Source organism: Bacillus cereus group sp. BfR-BA-01316 (assembly GCF_022664195.1).
Lineage (GTDB): Bacteria > Bacillota > Bacilli > Bacillales > Bacillaceae_G > Bacillus_A.
The window spans coordinates 17,630-36,875 of sequence record NZ_JAKUGX010000021.1; the positions used below are offsets into that span (position 1 = coordinate 17,630).

The following is a 19,246-nucleotide window of genomic DNA, read 5'->3' on the forward strand; positions in this document are numbered from 1 at the left end:
GATGCGTAAATTTTCTCATGTATTTTCATTTTATTTTAGGGAAGCGTTTTTATCTAAAAAATCATTAATTACGAGTGCGATTTTATTTTTGGTTGTGTTTGGGATTTTTGCATTTAATCATTTTACTTCAGGCGATGATAAAAATAAGGATAAAGATAAAATTGCAGTTGTAGTAGAGAGTTCCACATACAAAGTACAAAAGGAAGAGCTAAATAAGCTATTGCCATCAGCAAAAATAACGGTCGGTTCAAAGGGTGATTTTGATAAACTGCATAAGCAAGTAGAAGAGGGAGATTTAGACGGTCTATTCCATGTGACGGAAAAGGGTGGGGCTCCAGCAGTTACATATATGTATAATGGATTTCCAAGCCAAGCAACTTCTGCGATTATGGCGGGTTATTTAAAACAACAATATACGATGGTGACGATTGCAAAAAATAATGTTTCATCAGAAATTGCGCAGCAATTACAGGCAGAAATTCAAGTGAAGCAAGAAGCGATAAAAGATCGCACATCTTCTTTCGGAATTGCGTATTTCTTTACATTTGCTTTGTATATGTTTATTGTAGCTTTCGGAAATACAATCGCAATGAATATTGCATCTGAAAAGGCGTCACGCGTAATGGAAGTAATGCTTCCGAAAGTAAAGCCTCTTACGATGATGTATGCGAAAATTTTGGCGGTTGTTTCAACGGCGTTATTACAACTTGTAATATTGGCGTGTGGTTATCTTATTCCTTATTTGTTAGGTTGGGTCGATTTAGAAAGTGCTTCATTATTTGGTGTTCCCATTGACTTTACAAAATTAGATGCAAAGGTTATAAGTATGTTTCTTGTTTATTTCATTACGGGGTATTTACTTTATGCGATGATGTACGCTGCGGCTGGAGCTGTTGTGTCTAAGACAGAGGATTTACAAGCTGTATCTTTCCCGGTAATGATTTTGATCATGGCTGCATTCTTCATTAGTATTAAATCATTAAGTGATCCGAATAGTACTATTGTTGTTGTAAGTTCGTATGTTCCGTTTTTCACACCGATGGTTACCTTCTCGCGGATTGTAGCTGGTGAAGCAGGTATGTTAGAGATTACGATAACATTAGTATTTTTATTGGCGACGATTGGTATATTAAATGCTATTACAAGCCGTATCTACGTAAACGGTGTAATGAATTACTCCGACAAAGTGAAGTTTAAAGATTTAGCGAAATTTATAAAGCGTCAATAATGGGAGAAAAGCATGATTTTCTAGTGGAATCATGCTTTTTCTTTATGTATAAATTAAAAATAGTATATAATAATAAGAGTCGTCTTTTAATAGAATGAATAAAAAGGAGGGTGTGCAGATGGGAATTAGTAGTCGTTTTACAGTAGGTGTTCATATGTTAACGTTACTTGCAATAGATCGAAACTCTCGCTGTACCTCTGAATGGATTGCTGGTAGTGTGAATACAAATCCAGTTGTGATTCGTCGCATTACAGGAATGTTGAAGAGAGCAGGACTTGTTGATGTACAAGCTGGTAAAGGTGGTACGACACTTGCTCGTGATTTAGATGAAATTACATTACTTGATGTATATAAAGCTGTGGAAGTTGTAGAAGAAGGACATCTATTTTCTTTCCATGAAAATCCCAACATTGAATGTCCAGTAGGAGCTAATATTCAATCGGTATTAGAGATTGTTTTAATACAATCGCAAGAAGCGATGGAAAACGTACTTGCAAATGTAACGGTGCAGCAATTAGTTTCAAATTTAAAGTCGAAAATTAAAGAATAAAAAAAGCGAGCTTCCTCATGATGAGGGCTCGCCTTTTTTTATTCGGAAATATTGAAAATTCTATTTTTCAGTATTTAAAATAAACTTTCCTACAACAGCTGCTACGATACCACCAATAATTGGGGCAACGATGAACACCCATAGTTGAGAAATTGCTTCTCCGCCAGCGAATAGAGCTGGTGCGATACTACGAGCTGGATTAACAGATGTTCCAGTTAACGGAATACCTAATAAGTGAATTAATACTAATGTGAAACCAATTACTAGTCCAGCTAAAGAAGAACTTCCCTTTTTACCTGTTACAGCAACGATAACTAAAACAAATACGAAAGTTAAAATGAATTCAACTAAAAATGCTCCAGATAAACCAAGAGTTCCAAAACTATTTTGTCCTAAATTATCTAAAGGTAATTTAGCAGATCGTAAAATTGTTACTAACGTTGCAGTTCCTAATAAACCACCTAAAATTTGAGCTAATAAATAATAGCTAAGTTCCATAGCGTTCATTCTTTTATTGAAGAACATAGCGATTGATACTGCGGGGTTAATATGACACCCAGAAATTGTTCCAATACTATATGCCATAGCCACGATAGATAATCCGAAAGCCATAGCGATACCTAACGTTCCAATTCCTTCAATTCCGCCACCAATGACAGCTACTCCAGTTCCGAATAATACAAGTACAAATGTACCAATAAATTCAGCAATTGCTTTTTTTAACATAATTTACCTCCTATTAATGCACATGAAACGTATTATAACATAGGTTTTAGTATAAATAGCTAATGAAATACTATTCTGATAAGGCGAAATAGGGAGACAATAAAAATAGATATGGTTCTATGAAGAAGAACCATATCTATTTTTATGCTGATTTTTTTTGTTTAATGACTGGAACAGAACGGTTTAAAACACTATTTACGATCATTCCTAACATTATAATAATCATCCCAATCAGTGACAGACCGCTAGGGAATGAACCATTTAAGAAAACAATCTCACCAAGCACAGTGAAGACCATCGTTCCAGCTTGTGTTGCTTCAACAGCTCCAAGTAAAGCGAGATTGTCTTTTGCTAAGTCGGTAGCAAAGAAAAATGTCATCGTCGCAATAACTCCGGAACATAATGCTAATAAAAATCCTTGCATCATTTGACTTGATGATGGAATACCGGTAGTGGAAAATCCGTATATACCAAGTAGAATTGTAATAGGGAGACTTCCGATTGCCATTCCTAATACACGTTGGAATGTATCAAGACGCCCGCCAACAAGTTCCATCATTTTTCGGTTACCGAAGGGATATAAGAAAGCTGCTAAAACGACAGGTAAAAAACCAGAAATGAATTGAGTCATTGTAATATGACCTGCTTCAGTAGCTTGCATACAAAGTACACCAAGTAAAATAAATAAAGCGACGTATAAACTGCGCAGTGGAATTTTTCCACGTACAAGTTTTGTACCTGATTTTGTTTCTATTTTAATGAAGAATAATGGCGATAAATGTAAACCTGCTAATATCGTAACTTGCCAAGTTCCAGCAACGAGCCAAGCTGGAGAAAAAACAGCTGCGAAACTTAATAAAGAATAGAAGCCGATGCCAGCGACAGAGCCCCACCCGATCCATACAAATGGATGTTTTTTTAATTCTTCCCATAAAGCTCCTAAGTTTTTGCGAAATAAAACGATAAGGAATAAAATAGGGAGAGCAAATAGAAAACGGAAGGAAGCAGTCCAAGCCCAGCTTGTTCCAGATACATTCATTGCTCTGTTAATAATAAAGGTTGCAGAAAAAAAGGCCGATGATAAAAGACCTAGTAGTATTGCGCGCATGAAGTATGGCACTCCTTTCGGAATTGAGTATTTATGTATAGTATAATATACTTAAAGTGAATAAAAGTAAACTATTTTATATTTTAAGGTGGTTTTTATATATGAAAGAAAATGAAGATATGCAAACGAAAGAAGTAATTCAGCAAGTAGGTCAGTTATTAAGACAAATTCGAAATGAACAAAAATTAAGTTTAGAAGATTTAGCCCAAAAGACAGGTGTTAGTAAATTAACGCTAGGAAAAATTGAAAGAGGTGAAACGAATCCGACATTAGCTGTCATCTGGAAAATTACAAAAGGGTTATCAATCCCTTTATCGAGATTGATGGTTGTTGGAGAGCCTGTAGCTGTTGCGCGCTGCGGAGAAGGCTTTGCAGTAGATGTAGGACAAACGTGGCACTTAGAAACGATGTTCCGTTACACGAAAGAAACGGGGATGGAAATGCACCGAGCTTGTTTAAGAGCGAATAGTATATATGAACCTGAAGCTCATCATGAAGGAGCAATCGAGCTTGTAACAGTAATGAAAGGGAAAGTTTCTATTCAAGTGGAGAACGATGTGTACGTGCTAAATGAGTTTGATTCGATTCAATTTGAAGCGAATAAGAAACATAGTTATAAAAATGAAGAAGATGAAGTGGCGGTATTACATTTAACGATGAAATATTCTTCATGAAAAAATCACCTATAGAAAAGAATTCTATAGGTGATTTTTTATATGTTCTTCTTAAGTATATGGAATGATACCAGTTAGTACGCGCGTGGCATAAGTAATAAACAAATAAAATAAACTAAAAATCCAGTTCCGAAGCATAAAACGGCAATAAGCCAAATGATACGAATGAGAGTAGAGTTAATATCAAAATATTCTCCTAAACCACCACATATACCAAATAACATTTTATCAGTTTCGGATTTATATAACCTCTTCGACATATTATGATCCTCTCCTTTTTATATCACCGCTGTTATGTATGAGTGATACAGTGTACTTTTATTCTATATGGAAATTTATGAGAAGACCATTAGGTTATATTACATTTTTTTTGTGAAGGGGCAATGTAGTATATTAATTGTCTTAATTTTCAGTTGATATTAAAATGAAAATGAGGGTGTGACGTATTTTCTAATATAAGGTGGGGAAGTGGTAATGACATTGTATTGGTTGACTAATGTAAAGCTTGAAACAGGTTATACATATGAAGAAGCGAAAATTTCACAAACGGAAACTGAGATATGCAGTCTTCTTATTGAAGATGGGCGAATTAAAAGAATTATATCGGGAATCGTTCACGAGGAAGGAACGTTAACTTTTGATGCTAATCGTTTATTAGTTTTACCAGCTTTTGAAGAGATGCATATTCATATTGATAAAACATATTATAGTGGGCCTTGGAAAGCTTGTATGCCAGCAGAAAATATTTTTACACGTTTTAATGAAGAAAAAACGATTTTACCAAAGCAATTAGCAACTGCTCAAGACAGGGCGGAAAATATGCTAGAGTTATTGCTTCGAAATGGCGCAACAAATATTAGAACGCATTGTAATGTTGATCCAATTATTGGACTTAGTAATTTGGAGGCAACGTTAGCGGCTTTAGAAACATATAAAGATCGGTTGTCTGGTAGAATCGTCGCATTTCCGCAACATGGATTATTGCACAGTAATTCTGTACAACTTGTGAAAGATGCGATGCGTATGGGAGCACAATTAGTTGGCGGAGTGGACCCAGCTACAGTAGATAATGACATCGAAAAATCATTACATACGATTATGGATATTGCGGTAGAGTTTAATGTGGATGTTGATATTCATTTGCATGATGCGAATAACCTTGGAACGTTTACGATGAAGAGATTGGCAAGCCTAACAGAGGAAGCAGGATGGCAAGGGCGTGTAACAATTAGTCATGCACTTGGACTTGGAGGCGTTACTGATAAAGAAGTTGAAGAAGTGGCAGAAAGACTAGCAGCGTTAAAGATTGATATTACTTCGACGGTTCCAATCGGTAAACAAGTAATCCCAATTCCATTATTAGATCGAAAAGGAGTTAAAGTTTCATTAGGAAATGATAGTATTACAGATCATTGGTCTCCGTTCGGAACGGGAGATATGCTGCAAAAAGCAAATCGACTGGCGGAACGATTTGGTTGGAGTGATGAAAGATCTTTAGGGAAAGCTCTTCGCTTTATTACAGGAGGGAAAGAGACGTTAAATAATGAAGGGAAGCGAGTATGGCCAAATGTAGGAGATGAGGCAAGCTTTGTTTTAACGAACGCAACATGCGTCGCTGAAGCAGTAGCCCGCCAAACGGAGAAGTGTGTAGTTATGCATAAAGGGAATGTTGTTATAGGGAATTTAGAGCAAGTGAAATCAGATAATCTTGTATAGAAGAATCGTTTAAGTGTTTTGAGAAGGGTTCTAATTGTAAAAATAGAACTCTTCTTTGCTGTTTAGTAGAAATAGGGTAACGTTATACTTCCTTATAGGGAAGCTAGAAGGGATAAAAAGTTTGGACAATCAACATAATCAAAATCATATTATGGGAACTTTGCAATGGTTTATTTTTTTATTAGCAAACTCAATCGCGCTACCAATTGTCGTTGGCGGATTATTTCATCTTACGACGGAAGAAGTATTTTATTTAATGCAGCGTACGTTTTTCGTAGTTGGTATATCTTCTTTTTTACAAGGATGGCTTGGACATAAGCTTCCGATTGCGGATGGGCCAGCTGGATCATGGGTTGGTGTATTTACCGTACTTGCTTATGCAACTGTAGGGCAGGATCAATTACATAGTACGTTGCAAATTTTAGAATTAGGAATGATGGTTGCGGGAGTTGTTTTAATAGGACTAGGAGTAACGGGGTTTATCGGGCGTATTTTATTTTTATTTACGCCGCTCGTGACAGGGACGTTCTTACTTCTATTATGCTTGCAATTAAGTGGTGTGTTTTTAAAAGGGATGTTAGGAATTACAGCTACTGTTTCTCAAATCGATGAATTTACAGCGTTGATCGCTTTTGGCATATTTTTGTTCGTTGTCATACTCTCCAATTTTGGAAAAGGTTTTGTTAAAAGTTATGCGGTTTTAATAGGATTGGTTAGTGGTTGGATTATTTTTCTTATTGCAGGAAAAGTGACGATCCCATCTCAAGTAACTCATTTTGTGCAACTTCCACATATATTCGCGTGGGGAATTCCAAAATGGAATACAGGTATGGCGGTATCAAGTTTCGTTATGGTATGTATTTTAGTTTCAAATACAGTGGCAGCTATTATAGCAATCAATCAAGCTACGATTCATAAAGCGACTGTTGAACAAAAACAGTTGAGAAATGGTACGTGGGTCGGAGGGATTTCGCATATGATTTCCTCTTTATTTTCAACTGTAGGTGTCGTTCCGTTACCAGCAACGGCAGGTTTCATACGTTTAACAAATCAAAAGTACATGCGTTCATTCTTATTTGCATGTGTACTATTAGTCGGTATGTCGCTGTTTCCAAGTATTATCCGCTACTTAGCCTCTCTGCCATCCGCGGTCGCATCTGCGGTTTTAATGGCTTCGTTCGTGCAACTTATTGGGATTGGATTTCATAATATAAAACAAGTGCCACTTAGCGAACGAAATGTAACTATTTTAGGGGTTGCGGTATTATTTGGCTGCGGCGTTATGTTTTTACCGTCTGTAGCACTCCAATCATTGCCTTCTGTTATGCAATATATATTTGGTAATGGTTTGTTTGTAGGTACTGTTGTAAGTATATTGCTAGAACAAATATGGCGTACTGAAAAATAAATGTATAAAACAAGTTCATGCAACGTATAAAAGTCTAAAATAACATAAGAAATAAAGCCTATTTTCATTCACCACCTGCACATTTCGTTCATACAATATCTTGACTAAATAAACACCCAACTTACACATACACAGCTCTGGCTTAAGCAAGGAGGGTTATACCAGTTGAAGGAAAAAGCGTATCAATCTAAACCTTTACTCACAAAGAGAGAGAGAGAAGTATTTGAACTACTCGTTCAAGATAAAACGACGAAGGAAATTGCAGGTGAACTTTTTATAAGTGAAAAAACAGTACGCAACCACATCTCAAATGCAATGCAAAAGCTAGGGGTTAAAGGACGTTCACAAGCAGTTGTTGAGCTTCTTCGTATGGGAGAACTCGAACTATAATAAAGAAGCCGACTTTTATACAAGAGGTCGGCTATTTTTCTGTTTATTTATATATGAATGATAAGGATGTTTCATACATAAATAGGTAGTAAGGAGGGGATATGTTGAAAAGGGTATTATTAGTTTCAACAAGCGCTCATGATATGCGTGGACATCCTACTGGATTATGGCTTGAGGAGTTAGCAGCGCCATATAATTTGTTTAAAAAGGCTAAGTTCGATGTTGACCTTGTATCTATAAAAGGTGGAAGGGTACCTATAGATAGAGTATCTATTCCAAATGGCATACCCCGTGAATTTAGGCATGTAGCTACGATATTGCAAAATACGAAGCCGATCTCAACTGTTCATTTTTCGGATTATGATGCAGTATTATTTGGCGGTGGGCACGGGGCGATTGTAGATTTTCCGGGTAATCCATATGTAGCACCTAATTTCACGCCGCATGTTGTAGTAGATGGACATTTAATTACAGGATAAAATCCACAATCAAGTTTGAAAATAGGTAAGGCTATAAAGAACGCGATAAATAAGATATAGAAATAAAACTCCCGCTATTAATAAAGGTAGCGGGAGTTTTATTTTGAATGAGCATTTTATATAGAAGAAACTGACTTTCATATAGAAGGTCGGTTATTTTTCTGTCTTGCAAATTATGAAAAAAAGGAGCAAAATAAAAAAGGTCCTGATCTATACAGGTACAAATGAAAAGTTTTATACAGGGGCATTTTAAGTTAGCGAACTTAAAGTGTGTAAAATATACTGATAAAATAAGATGATGAATGAGAAAACGGGTGATTAAGTTGAATAGAGCGATCGGTGTTATTGATTCAGGAGTGGGCGGTTTAACAGTAGCGAAGGAATTAATTCGTCAGTTGCCGAAAGAGCGTATTATATATTTAGGAGATACAGCACGTTGCCCTTATGGTCCGCGTTCTCGTGAAGAAGTGCGTCAATTTACGTGGGAAATGACGGAGCATTTATTAGATTTAAATATTAAAATGTTAGTTATTGCGTGTAATACAGCAACTGCCGTTGTATTAGAAGAAATGCAGAAACAATTACCAATTCCAGTAGTTGGAGTTATTCATCCAGGATCACGTACAGCTTTAAAAGTGACAAATACGTATCATGTTGGGATTATTGGAACGATTGGAACAGTAAAAAGTGGCGCCTATGAAGAGGCGCTAAAGTCTATTAATAATCGTGTTATGGTAGAAAGTTTAGCGTGCCCACCTTTCGTTGAGCTTGTAGAGAGTGGGAATTTCGAAAGTGAAATGGCGTATGAAGTTGTAAGAGAAACATTGCAACCGTTGAAAAGTACTGACATTGATACGCTTATTTTAGGATGTACACATTATCCGATTTTAGGTCCTGTTATTAAAAAGGTAATGGGGGATCAAGTGCAATTAATTAGTTCGGGTGATGAAACAGCGCGTGAGGTAAGCACGATTTTATACCATAGTAAGATGTTAAATGAGGGAGAAGAACAAAGTGATCACCTCTTCTTAACGACTGGTAAAATAAGTCTGTTTAAAGAAATTGCATCAAAGTGGTTCGGTCAGCCGATTGAAAATGTGAAGCATATTAATTTAGATACAGAATAATAGTAGATTCATATAAGAGAACTCCTGAGAAATCAGGGGTTTTTTCTGTGTAAGTGGCTATAGCTTGTTCTAAAATATGAAACAGCTCGTATACATAATAGTACAAACTTAGATTTTAGGGGGGAATGGCATGCCTAAATCCACTTTTAAATGGGTTGTTGGTGCTACTGTGAGTGCGATTTTATTATCAGGGTGTGGCTTGTTAAATCAAGAGAAAGCGACAGAACAAATTGATCCGCCAAAAAAAGTTACGTATACAGAAGGTGAAAAGAAAGAAACTGCTAAAAAAGATAAACAAGGGCAAACAGTAAATAGAGAGTTATACCTCGTTGATAAAAATGGATATGTCGTACCGCAAACTATTGCAATGCCTACTCCGAAAGCGAATGAAGTTGTACAGCAAACGTTAGAGTATCTCGTGAAAGATGGACCAGTCACAAATTTATTGCCAAATGGATTTCGAGCAGTCCTTCCAGCGAATACGACGATGACCTTGAATTTGAAAAAAGGCGGGACAGCAGTAATTGATTTCTCTAAAGAAATGAAAAATTATTCAAAAGAAGAAGAACGTCAAATTGTTGAATCAGTAGCGTGGACTTTGACTCAATTTACAGAAATAAAACAAGTGCAGTTCCAAATAAATGGTGAAAAGTTAGCGAAGATGCCTGTTGCGGGTACACCGCTTGGTGAAGGGGTAAGTCGTGCGAATGGAATTAATTTTGATGATGAACAAGTAGCAGATGTGACGCATACAAAACCGGTTACACTTTACTTTATGGCGCAAAATAATAATAAGCAGCAATATTACGTACCGGTAACAAGACGCGTTGCAGAAGGAAAAGAAAATGATTACGCGACAATTGTGGATGAGCTTGTAAAAGGTCCGATTCAAGGATCGCTACTAAATGATTTTAATCCAGGAGCTAAGCTTATTACGAATCCGAAAGTGCAGGACGGAAATATTACATTAAACTTTAACGAAAATATATTTGTGAACCCAGACAAAAATATGATTTCAAATTATGTGTTGAAATCGTTAGTCTTATCTTTAACGGAAAAACAAGGTGTGAAAAATGTTTCTATTGAAGTGAATGGGAAAGCAAATCTTATGGATGAGAAAGGTGAAAAGTTAATAAAACCTGTTGATCGTCCACAAAACGTGAATACAGGTAGTTTTTAATCGCGAACAATTTGATATACTTATGTAAGAAAGGGGAATTGCTTTTTGAGTTCCCCTTCTTTTATTGTTATACATATCGTACATTTAAATTTGGCTATACTAATGAGAGTATTTATGAGGGGGTTATTTTTATGCGAGTAGATGGTAGAGGAAAAGCAGAGCTACGCCATATACATATTCATACAAATTATTTAAAACATCCAGAGGGATCAGTACTAATTGAAGTTGGGGATACAAAGGTAATTTGTTCAGCGACAATTGAAGAGCGTGTACCGCCGTTTATGCGCGGAGAAGGAAAAGGCTGGGTAACAGCAGAATACTCAATGATTCCACGTGCGACAGAGCAACGTACAATTCGAGAGTCAAGTAAAGGGAAAGTAACAGGGCGCACAATGGAAATCCAGCGTTTAATTGGACGAGCATTACGTGCGGTTGTTGATTTAGAAGCGCTTGGCGAAAGAACGGTTTGGATTGACTGTGATGTAATTCAAGCGGATGGCGGAACGAGAACAGCTTCTATTACAGGTGCTTATGTAGCGATGGTATTAGCTTTTGAAAAATTATTGCAAGCAGACAAAGTATCTAAAATTCCGGTGAAAGATTATTTAGCGGCAACGTCAGTAGGCATTGTTGAAGAACAAGGTGTCGTTTTAGATTTAAATTATGCTGAAGATTCTAAAGCAGACGTTGATATGAACGTTATTATGACTGGAAAAGGTCAGTTTGTTGAAGTGCAAGGAACTGGAGAAGAAGCGACGTTTAGCAGAGCTGAATTAAATGAATTACTTGATGCTGCTGAACAAGGGATTTTCCAACTTGTTGAAAAGCAAAAAGAAGCGTTAGGTGACATCGTATCTCATATAGAGTAGAGGTGGAAAATATGAAGCAAGTTGTTGTAGCGACGAAAAATCTTGGGAAAGTACGTGAGTTTGCTGAGTTATTTGAGAGATTTGACTTAGAAGTGAAATCTTTACACGATTTTCCTCATATTGAAGAAGTCGAAGAAACTGGTGAAACATTTGAAGAAAACGCAATTTTAAAAGCGGACAGTCTTAGTAGACAGTTGAATTCCATCGTAATTGCAGATGACTCTGGTCTTATTGTAGATGCCTTAAACGGGAAACCAGGTGTATATTCAGCTCGTTTTGCTGGAGAGCCGAAAGATGATCAGGCGAATATAGATAAGGTGTTACAAGGGCTAACCGACGTCGATTTAGAAAAACGTACAGCTCGTTTTTACTGTGCGCTAGCAGTTGCTTTCCCTGAAGCTGATAAAGAGCCGGTTATTGTAAACGGAACGTGCGAAGGAAAAATCTTAGAACAGCGCCGCGGGGAAAATGGTTTTGGATACGATCCGATTTTTTATGTAGAAGAATATAAAAAAGCGATGGCGGAGCTAAGCTCAGATGAGAAAAATGCGATTAGTCACCGCGGGCGTGCTCTTCGTAAATTAGAAGAAAAAATCCCAGAATGGTTTTTAGAAGAATAAGGGAGAGAGATTGATGAAAGCTTTAATCGTAAGCGATAGTCATAGCTCTGTGAAGGAATTACAGCAGTTAAAAGAGAATTACGAAGGGAAAGTAGATGTCATGATTCATTGTGGTGATTCAGAGCTAACGCCTGCTTACGAAGAACTGCAAGGTTTCCATGTTGTAAAAGGGAATTGTGATTATGCTAACTTTCAAGATGAAATTGTAACTGATGTAGATGGAATTCGTTTCTTAGTTGTACACGGTCATCGTCATAATGTGAAAATGACGTTGCAAACGTTAGCGTATCATGCAGAAGAAGTAGGAGCGCAAGTAGCATGCTTTGGACATTCTCATGTATTAGGGGCAGAATTAATTGATGGGATTTTATTTATTAATCCAGGAAGTATTTTGCTCCCACGCTCTCGTGTGGAAAAAACATTCGCTTTATTAGAAATGGATGAAAATCATATAGAAGTTCGTTTTGAAACATTAGACGGACAGCTGGTGGAACAAGCAATTTTTAAAAGAGGATAAGAAAAATTATCCTCTTTTAAAAAAGTGTTGACTTTATAAGTAGTTATGAATATAATAAATATTGTCGATAGGGCAACGGCGCTAACGAAGAAAAATAAAATAACATATGCGGGTGTAGTTTAGTGGTAAAACAAGAGCCTTCCAAGCTCTGGTCGAGAGTTCGATTCTCTTCACCCGCTCCATGTCCCAGTAGCTCAGCAGGATAGAGCAACGGCCTTCAAGAAAATAGGAGCCTTTATAGGGAAACAAGAACCTATAAAGTGGACGACACTATATCGGTGAAGCCTTAACAGTTCGGCTGATGGTAATACCGAGGAAACTTACGATCTTCTAAAGGAGATTAAGGAGTTTTGAATGATTAAGTTAATCTTAATGGTAAAGACTCTGAAGTATGATGCAAATCATCGTGAGGTTCCGTAGAGACTACACGTGTCGCACCTGAAATGGTGAAGATATAGTCCAGACTACAAACAGTAATTGCTGGTAGCGAAAGCTATGGTGGTAAGCTAAGCCGTCGGTCGGGAGTTCGAATCTCTCCTGGGACGCTAAGAAAACCTTGTTATCTTTTGATAACAAGGTTTTTTGTTTGTTTTAAATTAGTTATTAATAAATTTTTCAAAGACAAAACCATAATCTTTTACGTTATATTGCTTTTTCGTATCAACGAGCCAGTTGAAGGCGATCTCATTCATCTCTTTAAATTGCTCTGCCAGATTCACTTGTGCATTTGTAATGCGGCTAAAAGTGTTAGAAGCCATATCTAAACTTTTATGTGCATACTGCAATGTAATATCGTTGTCGTATGAAATTTCTTCGATTTTAAGAAGAGCCTTATATAAATCTTTTAATTCTTCAATATGTTTTTTATGAACATCAATTGAGTAATGCTCATCTCCCATATGAAACTTAATTTCTACATCTAAATCAATCGTGCCTGCAGTTTCGAGTGCTACGTTTTTAATTTGATATTTACTATAGCTATAGCGGCGCAATGTACGCTTTTTGCTTGTGGCGCTTGTACCATCTAGATGAATTAATCCTTTGTTTGTGAAACAATATTCATCCGATTTTGATTTAATAAGAAAATATATTTTCTCCCCATCTTCATGCATGACGTAATCATCAGCATCGACCTTATCGTAATCTTTCGGTGTGATAACGGAACCTACATCGCTTAGTCCTAAAACGTCAGCTGCCATTTTTTTAAACATGTGTAATCCCCCTTGTAAAATAAATTCTTAATTGTACAAAAATATAGTATCATGATTTTAATAAATTGTTTTCTTGTAATCCGAAAATATTTGAAGGTAAGTTAAGAAAAGTAACGAATATTATTTTGAAAATATGTAAAAAGGTGTTGAGTAAAAGTGCACCATCATACAAAAACAAAAGGAGATTTAGCGGTTTTAAAGGCTCAAGTTGACTTGTATGAAAAAGGATATATGATTTTAACACCACAAACAGAGCATTCTTCATTTGATCTTGTAGTGTACAAAGATGGATTGTTTAAGAGGGTGCAAGTTAAATATAGAGAATTGAATTCACGGGGGATACTTGAAGTTAGATTCCGCTCTAGTTATTCTACGGCAAATGGGGTGACCACAAAAGAAGTGAACAAAGAAGAAATAGATGTGTATTGCGTATATTGTCCACAAACTAATTCATGTTATTATTTCGATCCTAAAGTATTTAATAAATCCATTAGTTTGAGAGTGGATTCTCCAAAAAATCATCAAGAGAAAAAAGTTAATTTTGCAAATGATTATAGAGAAATTCCGTGAATTCGCCTCTAGTTACATGAGGTGTTTTTTATGTTTTTTGAAATCTTACAATTCTGTAAGGTAAGTGTAAGGAAGTTCGATGGTAACAAATTACTAATCCTCTATAATGAAGATAACAACGATAAATGAGGAGGAAGAGATGATGAAAGGATTAATCGTAACGGGCTTAACCGTAGCTTTTGGATTTGTAGCGTATGAGAAATTAACGTATGTAGTTGATGTTGTGAAACATTTAATAGCTTAGAAAAAACTGCCATGAGAGGGAAAGGGAATGAGTGAATGAATGGAATGGTTATTTGGAATTATAGGTACTTGTAGTGTAGTTTTATTGTTCTTTGTCCCGAGTGGTATACTTAGTTCGACAACAAGTTTGTTCTTTTTAAGTTTGTTTGCTTGTACGATGCTTATTATTATGTTTTTAATGAAGCGAAGTAAACCGATCTTCTATTTTAGCATGATTGTTATGGCAATTATTGTTCTCCAAATTATTACCCTTGTTATATACCCCACGATTATAAAAGCTTTCCATTAATGATAAATCCTCTGCGTCTGTTGCTGAGGGTTTTTGTTTGTGAAAAATGAATTTTATTTAAAAGTTTGTTGCTTTTTCGTTATAAAAATAGAATATTCCTATATTTCAAATAAATAATTTTGGAGTGTTGTGTTCTCATTACGCATTTGATATATTTACTTTGAAGATCATTAAAATCTAGAAAAAGAGGCGGACGTATGGATAAAAAAGAAAATACGGTCGTATTGTTTCCGCAACTATCAGAACGCTATATTGATAAAGGTTTTTTAGCGTTGAAAGAGCGGGAATTCGAAGATGCATTGCGCTGCTTTGAAGTATTACGTCAGTATAATGCAGAAACGGAACAAACAGAATTAGCTTCAGTTATTTGTTTGCTAGAATTAAAACGTATGGAAGAAGCGAAAGAAAAATGTGAGCAGTTGCTTGAAACGGGAGCTGTATTATTTGGTGATATTCTTGAAACGTATGTAACTATTTTAGTTCAAACAAATGATTATGAAGGTGTCATCGAAACTGTTGAGGAAGTTTTGCAAACGAAAGATATAATTCCTGAGCAAAAGGAAAAATTGGCTCAGCTTGCTTTGTTTGCGCAAGGGATGCTGAATGAAGAAGATATACCGCTAGTGGATTCGAATTTTGAATTAGAAAAATTTACCGATGGGCTTTTTGGAGAAAACTTTGGTCAAAAGCTAAGAGTGATCCAGAAACTTTCGTTAAAAGACCTGGATCTCGCACTTCCTACTTTAAAGAAATTTTTAATAGACGAAGAGCAGCACCCTTATTTAAAAACTTCTATTTTGTATAAAATGGTAGAAAATCAAATAGAAGAAGAGATAGAGGTAGAGAAGTTTGGAAATACGATAAAGGTGATTCCAGCATTTACGGGTCATAATGAGGAGCAATCCGATAAAATTATACATAAATTCTCAAACCGATTAGAGCAAAATTATCCAGATATATTTGATGCGATGGTTACATACTGGAAAGAATTACAAATTAGCATTTTCCCATTCCCTCTATTAATGGACAAAGTAGAAATTTGGGCTGCCGTCTTAGAGAGAATTGGAAGAAAGCGTTTCGGATTGGCTATTGATGAAGAAGAACTTATGACAGCATACAATATTGAGTTTGAGGAATTTCATATTGCCTATCAATGGTTACTGCGAATTGAAAGAGAAGGGTATTTGCCCGTATAATTATGAAAAAGAATCGTTCAGTTATTGAAACGAGCACATTCTATGTTATAATGTAAGGGTTGCAAAAGGCAGAAATCTGCCTGTTTGTAAGAGAAGAGGAGTATAATTCTCTTACTTAATATGTTTCATATTAGTCTCGAACAAAATATACCGTAGTTGTCTTTTAGACAATTAGTAGATTGGAACATTGTATCTGAAAGCTTTTTGCTAGAGGGTTATTTGTACATTTGTTATTTCAAGAAAGAGATAATAAAAATCTTAATCTATAGAGGTATGTGCATACATTATTATAGTTGGAGGGAAAGAATAAATGTCTACAAAATGGGAAAAATTAGAAGGTAACGTTGGCGTTTTAACAATCGAAGTTGATGCTAAAGAAGTAAATAACTCTATCGACGCTGCATTCAAAAAAGTAGTAAAAACAATTAATGTACCAGGTTTCCGTAAAGGAAAAATGCCTCGTCCATTATTCGAACAACGCTTTGGTATTGAATCTTTATACCAAGATGCTTTAGATATCATCTTACCAAAAGCATACGGTGAAGCAATCGATGAAGCTGGTATCTTCCCAGTTGCTCATCCTGAGATTGACATCGAGAAATTCGAAAAAGGCCAAAACTTAATTTTCACTGCAAAAGTTACTGTAAAACCTGAAGTTAAATTAGGTGATTACAAAGGTTTAGCAGTAGAAAAAGTTGAAACAACTGTAACTGACGAGGATGTAGAGAACGAAGTAAAAGCTTTACAAGAGCGTCAAGCTGAACTAGTTGTTAAAGAAGAAGGAACTGTTGCAGATGGTGATACAGCTGTAATCGACTTCGAAGGTTTCGTTGATGGCGAAGCATTTGAAGGCGGAAAAGGCGAAAACTATTCTCTTGCAATCGGTTCTGGTACTTTCATCCCAGGTTTCGAAGAGCAAGTAATTGGTCTTAAATCTGGTGATTCTAAAGAAGTTGAAGTATCATTCCCAGAAGAGTACCATGCTGCTGAATTAGCTGGTAAACCAGCAACATTCAAAGTAACAATTCACGAAATCAAAACAAAAGAACTTCCTGAGTTAAACGACGAGTTCGCTAAAGATGCTGACGAAGAAGTTGCAACTCTTGATGAATTAAAAACAAAACTTCGTACAAACTTAGAAGAAGGCAAAAAGCACGAAGCTGAGCACAAAGTACGTGACGAAGTAGTAGAATTAGCTGCTGCTAACGCTGAAATCGACATTCCAGAAGCTATGATCGACACTGAGTTAGATCGTATGGTTCGTGAATTCGAGCAACGTTTAAGCCAACAAGGTATGAACCTTGAGCTTTACTACCAATTCACAGGTACTGACGCTGACAAATTAAAAGAGCAAATGAAAGAGGATGCACAAAAACGTGTAAGAATCAATCTTGTTCTTGAAGCTATCATTGAAGCTGAAAACATCGAAGTTACTGAAGAAGAAGTAACTGAAGAAGTTGAAAAAATGGCTGAAATGTACGGTATGCCAGTAGACGCTATCAAGCAAGCTCTTGGAAGCGTAGACGCTTTATCTGAAGATCTTAAAGTGCGTAAAGCTGTAGACTTCTTAGTAGAAAACGCTGCATAATAAAATAACAAGGCGCGATTTTAATCGTGCCTTGTTTTATAAATATAGAAATATATTTATAAAACTTTTCGATGAAGAAGGAAAAGTTCCTTTGTAAGTCGAATATACATATTTCAAAAGTTTTAAAATTTTTTATTTGTACATAACTAGTCATATTATTTGTATTTCTCGCCACGTAGTGACATAATATGTATTTACATACGATACATTTATCGTGTACATACGAAGGCAAGAGATTAGCACTTTGTAAGGGGTGTGAAAATATGTTTAAATTTAATGATGAAAAAGGTCAATTAAAATGTTCTTTCTGTGGTAAAACACAAACGCAAGTTCGAAAGCTAGTTGCAGGTCCAGGTGTTTACATTTGTGACGAGTGTATCGAGCTTTGTACTGAAATTGTACAAGAGGAGCTTGCGAAGGACGAAGAAGTAGAATTCAAAGATGTACCGAAACCGGTAGAAATTCGTGAAATCTTAGATGAGTATGTCATCGGACAAGATAACGCGAAAAAAGCACTAGCGGTAGCGGTATATAACCATTACAAACGCATTAATTCTAACAGCAAAATTGATGATGTAGAATTGGCGAAGAGTAATATTTCACTTATTGGGCCAACTGGTAGTGGTAAAACATTATTGGCACAAACATTAGCGCGTATTTTAAATGTTCCATTTGCGATCGCGGACGCAACATCTTTAACAGAAGCTGGATATGTAGGGGAAGATGTAGAAAACATCTTACTAAAATTAATCCAAGCAGCTGATTATGATGTAGAGAAAGCGGAAAAAGGAATCATTTATATTGATGAGATTGATAAAGTGGCACGTAAGTCCGAAAATCCATCAATTACACGTGATGTATCTGGTGAAGGCGTACAGCAGGCACTTCTGAAAATTTTAGAAGGTACTGTAGCAAGCGTTCCACCTCAAGGTGGTCGTAAGCACCCGCATCAAGAGTTTATTCAAATTGATACAACGAACATCCTATTCATTTGTGGTGGAGCGTTTGATGGCATCGAGCCTATTATTAAACGTCGCCTTGGTGAGAAAGTAATTGGATTTGGTGCTGAGAAGAAAAATGCTGATGTAAATGAGAAGCATGTTTTATCTCACGTTTTACCAGAGGATCTTTTAAGATTCGGTTTAATTCCGGAGTTTATCGGTCGTCTTCCAGTTATTGCGAACCTAGAGCCGCTTGATGAAGATGCTCTTGTAGATATTTTAACTAAACCGAAAAATGCACTTGTTAAGCAATTCCAAAAACTATTGGAGCTTGACGATGTTGAGTTAGAGTTTGAAGAAGGTGCACTAGTTGAGATTGCGAAAAAAGCAATTGAACGTAAAACAGGTGCTCGTGGACTTCGTTCTATTATTGAAGGCTTGATGCTTGATGTAATGTTCGAACTTCCATCTCGCAAAGATATCGAGAAGTGTATTCTTACGAAAGAAACAGTAGCTGATAATGAACCGCCGAAATTGGTGTTACAAGACGGTACTGTACTTGATACAAAAACATCTGCATAATGCGAAGAAGAAACAGCAATTTTTATAATTGCTG

Annotated in this window: 21 protein-coding genes and 1 tRNA gene; 18 read left to right on the forward strand and 4 right to left on the reverse strand. The window is 36.2% G+C overall.

Translation table 11 applies throughout. The annotated features are described in order from the left end of the window. The first annotated feature begins 1 nt into the window (after window position 1). Window positions 2-1,228 (forward strand): ABC transporter permease, encoded by a 1,227-nt coding sequence (locus MR071_RS16175; protein ID WP_105584342.1) that lies wholly within the window; start codon window positions 2-4, stop codon window positions 1,226-1,228. 118 nt (window positions 1,229-1,346) lie between these two features. After that, the gene (locus tag MR071_RS16180; RefSeq protein WP_142395743.1) at window positions 1,347-1,778 is read left to right on the forward strand and encodes an Rrf2 family transcriptional regulator; all 432 of its coding nucleotides are present in this window, start codon (window positions 1,347-1,349) and stop codon (window positions 1,776-1,778) included. A gap of 60 nt (window positions 1,779-1,838) precedes the next feature. Here the strand turns inward: MR071_RS16180 and MR071_RS16185 are convergent, their stop codons facing one another. Both MR071_RS16185 and MR071_RS16190 read right to left on the reverse strand, forming a co-directional pair. Then, window positions 1,839-2,504, reverse strand: coding sequence for an MIP/aquaporin family protein (locus tag MR071_RS16185; RefSeq protein WP_242236933.1), 666 nt, complete (start codon window positions 2,502-2,504; stop codon window positions 1,839-1,841). A gap of 142 nt (window positions 2,505-2,646) precedes the next feature. Further along, window positions 2,647-3,612, reverse strand: coding sequence for a DMT family transporter (locus MR071_RS16190; protein ID WP_242236936.1), 966 nt, complete (start codon window positions 3,610-3,612; stop codon window positions 2,647-2,649). A gap of 101 nt (window positions 3,613-3,713) precedes the next feature. On the opposite strand from MR071_RS16190, the gene MR071_RS16195 reads away from it, so the two are divergent. Beyond that, on the forward strand, window positions 3,714-4,286 hold the full coding sequence (locus MR071_RS16195) for a helix-turn-helix domain-containing protein (RefSeq protein WP_242236939.1): 573 nt from the start codon (window positions 3,714-3,716) through the stop codon (window positions 4,284-4,286). Window positions 4,287-4,360: 74 nt separating this feature from the next. Here the strand turns inward: MR071_RS16195 and MR071_RS16200 are convergent, their stop codons facing one another. Beyond that, the gene (locus MR071_RS16200) at window positions 4,361-4,546 is read right to left on the reverse strand and encodes a PspC domain-containing protein (RefSeq protein ID WP_242236941.1); all 186 of its coding nucleotides are present in this window, start codon (window positions 4,544-4,546) and stop codon (window positions 4,361-4,363) included. 214 nt (window positions 4,547-4,760) lie between these two features. On the opposite strand from MR071_RS16200, the gene MR071_RS16205 reads away from it, so the two are divergent. The 10 genes from MR071_RS16205 to MR071_RS16250 all read left to right on the forward strand — a co-directional run bounded on the left by MR071_RS16205 (window position 4,761) and on the right by MR071_RS16250 (window position 12,774). Next, window positions 4,761-6,002 carry an amidohydrolase family protein gene (locus MR071_RS16205; RefSeq protein WP_105584348.1) on the forward strand — a complete coding sequence of 414 codons (1,242 nt, stop codon included), beginning with the start codon at window positions 4,761-4,763 and terminating at the stop codon, window positions 6,000-6,002. 112 nt (window positions 6,003-6,114) lie between these two features. Beyond that, complete coding sequence (locus MR071_RS16210) at window positions 6,115-7,410, forward strand: purine/pyrimidine permease (RefSeq protein ID WP_105584349.1); 1,296 nt, start codon at window positions 6,115-6,117, stop codon at window positions 7,408-7,410. A gap of 165 nt (window positions 7,411-7,575) precedes the next feature. Beyond that, window positions 7,576-7,800 (forward strand): spore germination transcription factor GerE, encoded by a 225-nt coding sequence (gene gerE / locus MR071_RS16215; protein ID WP_000659484.1) that lies wholly within the window; start codon window positions 7,576-7,578, stop codon window positions 7,798-7,800. Window positions 7,801-7,901: 101 nt separating this feature from the next. Continuing rightward, complete coding sequence (locus MR071_RS16220; protein WP_105584350.1) at window positions 7,902-8,279, forward strand: type 1 glutamine amidotransferase family protein; 378 nt, start codon at window positions 7,902-7,904, stop codon at window positions 8,277-8,279. Between the two features lie 314 nt (window positions 8,280-8,593). After that, window positions 8,594-9,406 (forward strand): glutamate racemase, encoded by an 813-nt coding sequence (racE, locus tag MR071_RS16225; protein ID WP_375337513.1) that lies wholly within the window; start codon window positions 8,594-8,596, stop codon window positions 9,404-9,406. Window positions 9,407-9,536: 130 nt separating this feature from the next. Next, window positions 9,537-10,586 carry a GerMN domain-containing protein gene (locus MR071_RS16230; RefSeq protein ID WP_105584351.1) on the forward strand — a complete coding sequence of 350 codons (1,050 nt, stop codon included), beginning with the start codon at window positions 9,537-9,539 and terminating at the stop codon, window positions 10,584-10,586. A gap of 131 nt (window positions 10,587-10,717) precedes the next feature. Then, window positions 10,718-11,455: a ribonuclease PH gene (gene rph, locus MR071_RS16235; RefSeq protein WP_002145515.1), complete on the forward strand. Its 738-nt coding sequence runs from the start codon at window positions 10,718-10,720 to the stop codon at window positions 11,453-11,455. Window positions 11,456-11,466: 11 nt separating this feature from the next. After that, complete coding sequence (locus tag MR071_RS16240) at window positions 11,467-12,075, forward strand: XTP/dITP diphosphatase (RefSeq protein ID WP_061674627.1); 609 nt, start codon at window positions 11,467-11,469, stop codon at window positions 12,073-12,075. 13 nt (window positions 12,076-12,088) lie between these two features. Beyond that, window positions 12,089-12,592, forward strand: coding sequence for a metallophosphoesterase (locus MR071_RS16245; RefSeq protein ID WP_242236947.1), 504 nt, complete (start codon window positions 12,089-12,091; stop codon window positions 12,590-12,592). Window positions 12,593-12,700: 108 nt separating this feature from the next. Then, a tRNA-Gly gene (locus MR071_RS16250) sits at window positions 12,701-12,774 on the forward strand. A 414-nt stretch (window positions 12,775-13,188) separates the two neighbouring features. Here MR071_RS16250 and MR071_RS16255 read toward each other — a convergent pair. Beyond that, complete coding sequence (locus MR071_RS16255; RefSeq protein WP_002160347.1) at window positions 13,189-13,803, reverse strand: PH domain-containing protein; 615 nt, start codon at window positions 13,801-13,803, stop codon at window positions 13,189-13,191. Between the two features lie 156 nt (window positions 13,804-13,959). On the opposite strand from MR071_RS16255, the gene MR071_RS16260 reads away from it, so the two are divergent. From MR071_RS16260 to clpX, 5 genes are all read left to right on the forward strand, one after another. Next, a complete protein-coding gene (locus MR071_RS16260; protein WP_105584353.1) occupies window positions 13,960-14,373 on the forward strand; it encodes a group I intron-associated PD-(D/E)XK endonuclease in 414 nt (137 codons plus the stop codon). 283 nt (window positions 14,374-14,656) lie between these two features. Beyond that, the gene (locus tag MR071_RS16265; RefSeq protein ID WP_001983650.1) at window positions 14,657-14,905 is read left to right on the forward strand and encodes a hypothetical protein; all 249 of its coding nucleotides are present in this window, start codon (window positions 14,657-14,659) and stop codon (window positions 14,903-14,905) included. Window positions 14,906-15,102: 197 nt separating this feature from the next. Continuing rightward, window positions 15,103-16,101 (forward strand): tetratricopeptide repeat protein, encoded by a 999-nt coding sequence (locus tag MR071_RS16270; protein ID WP_105584354.1) that lies wholly within the window; start codon window positions 15,103-15,105, stop codon window positions 16,099-16,101. Between the two features lie 310 nt (window positions 16,102-16,411). After that, window positions 16,412-17,689 (forward strand): trigger factor, encoded by a 1,278-nt coding sequence (gene tig / locus MR071_RS16275; RefSeq protein WP_105584355.1) that lies wholly within the window; start codon window positions 16,412-16,414, stop codon window positions 17,687-17,689. A 263-nt stretch (window positions 17,690-17,952) separates the two neighbouring features. Continuing rightward, the gene (gene clpX, locus MR071_RS16280) at window positions 17,953-19,212 is read left to right on the forward strand and encodes an ATP-dependent protease ATP-binding subunit ClpX (RefSeq protein ID WP_000472285.1); all 1,260 of its coding nucleotides are present in this window, start codon (window positions 17,953-17,955) and stop codon (window positions 19,210-19,212) included. Window positions 19,213-19,246 lie beyond the last annotated feature (34 nt).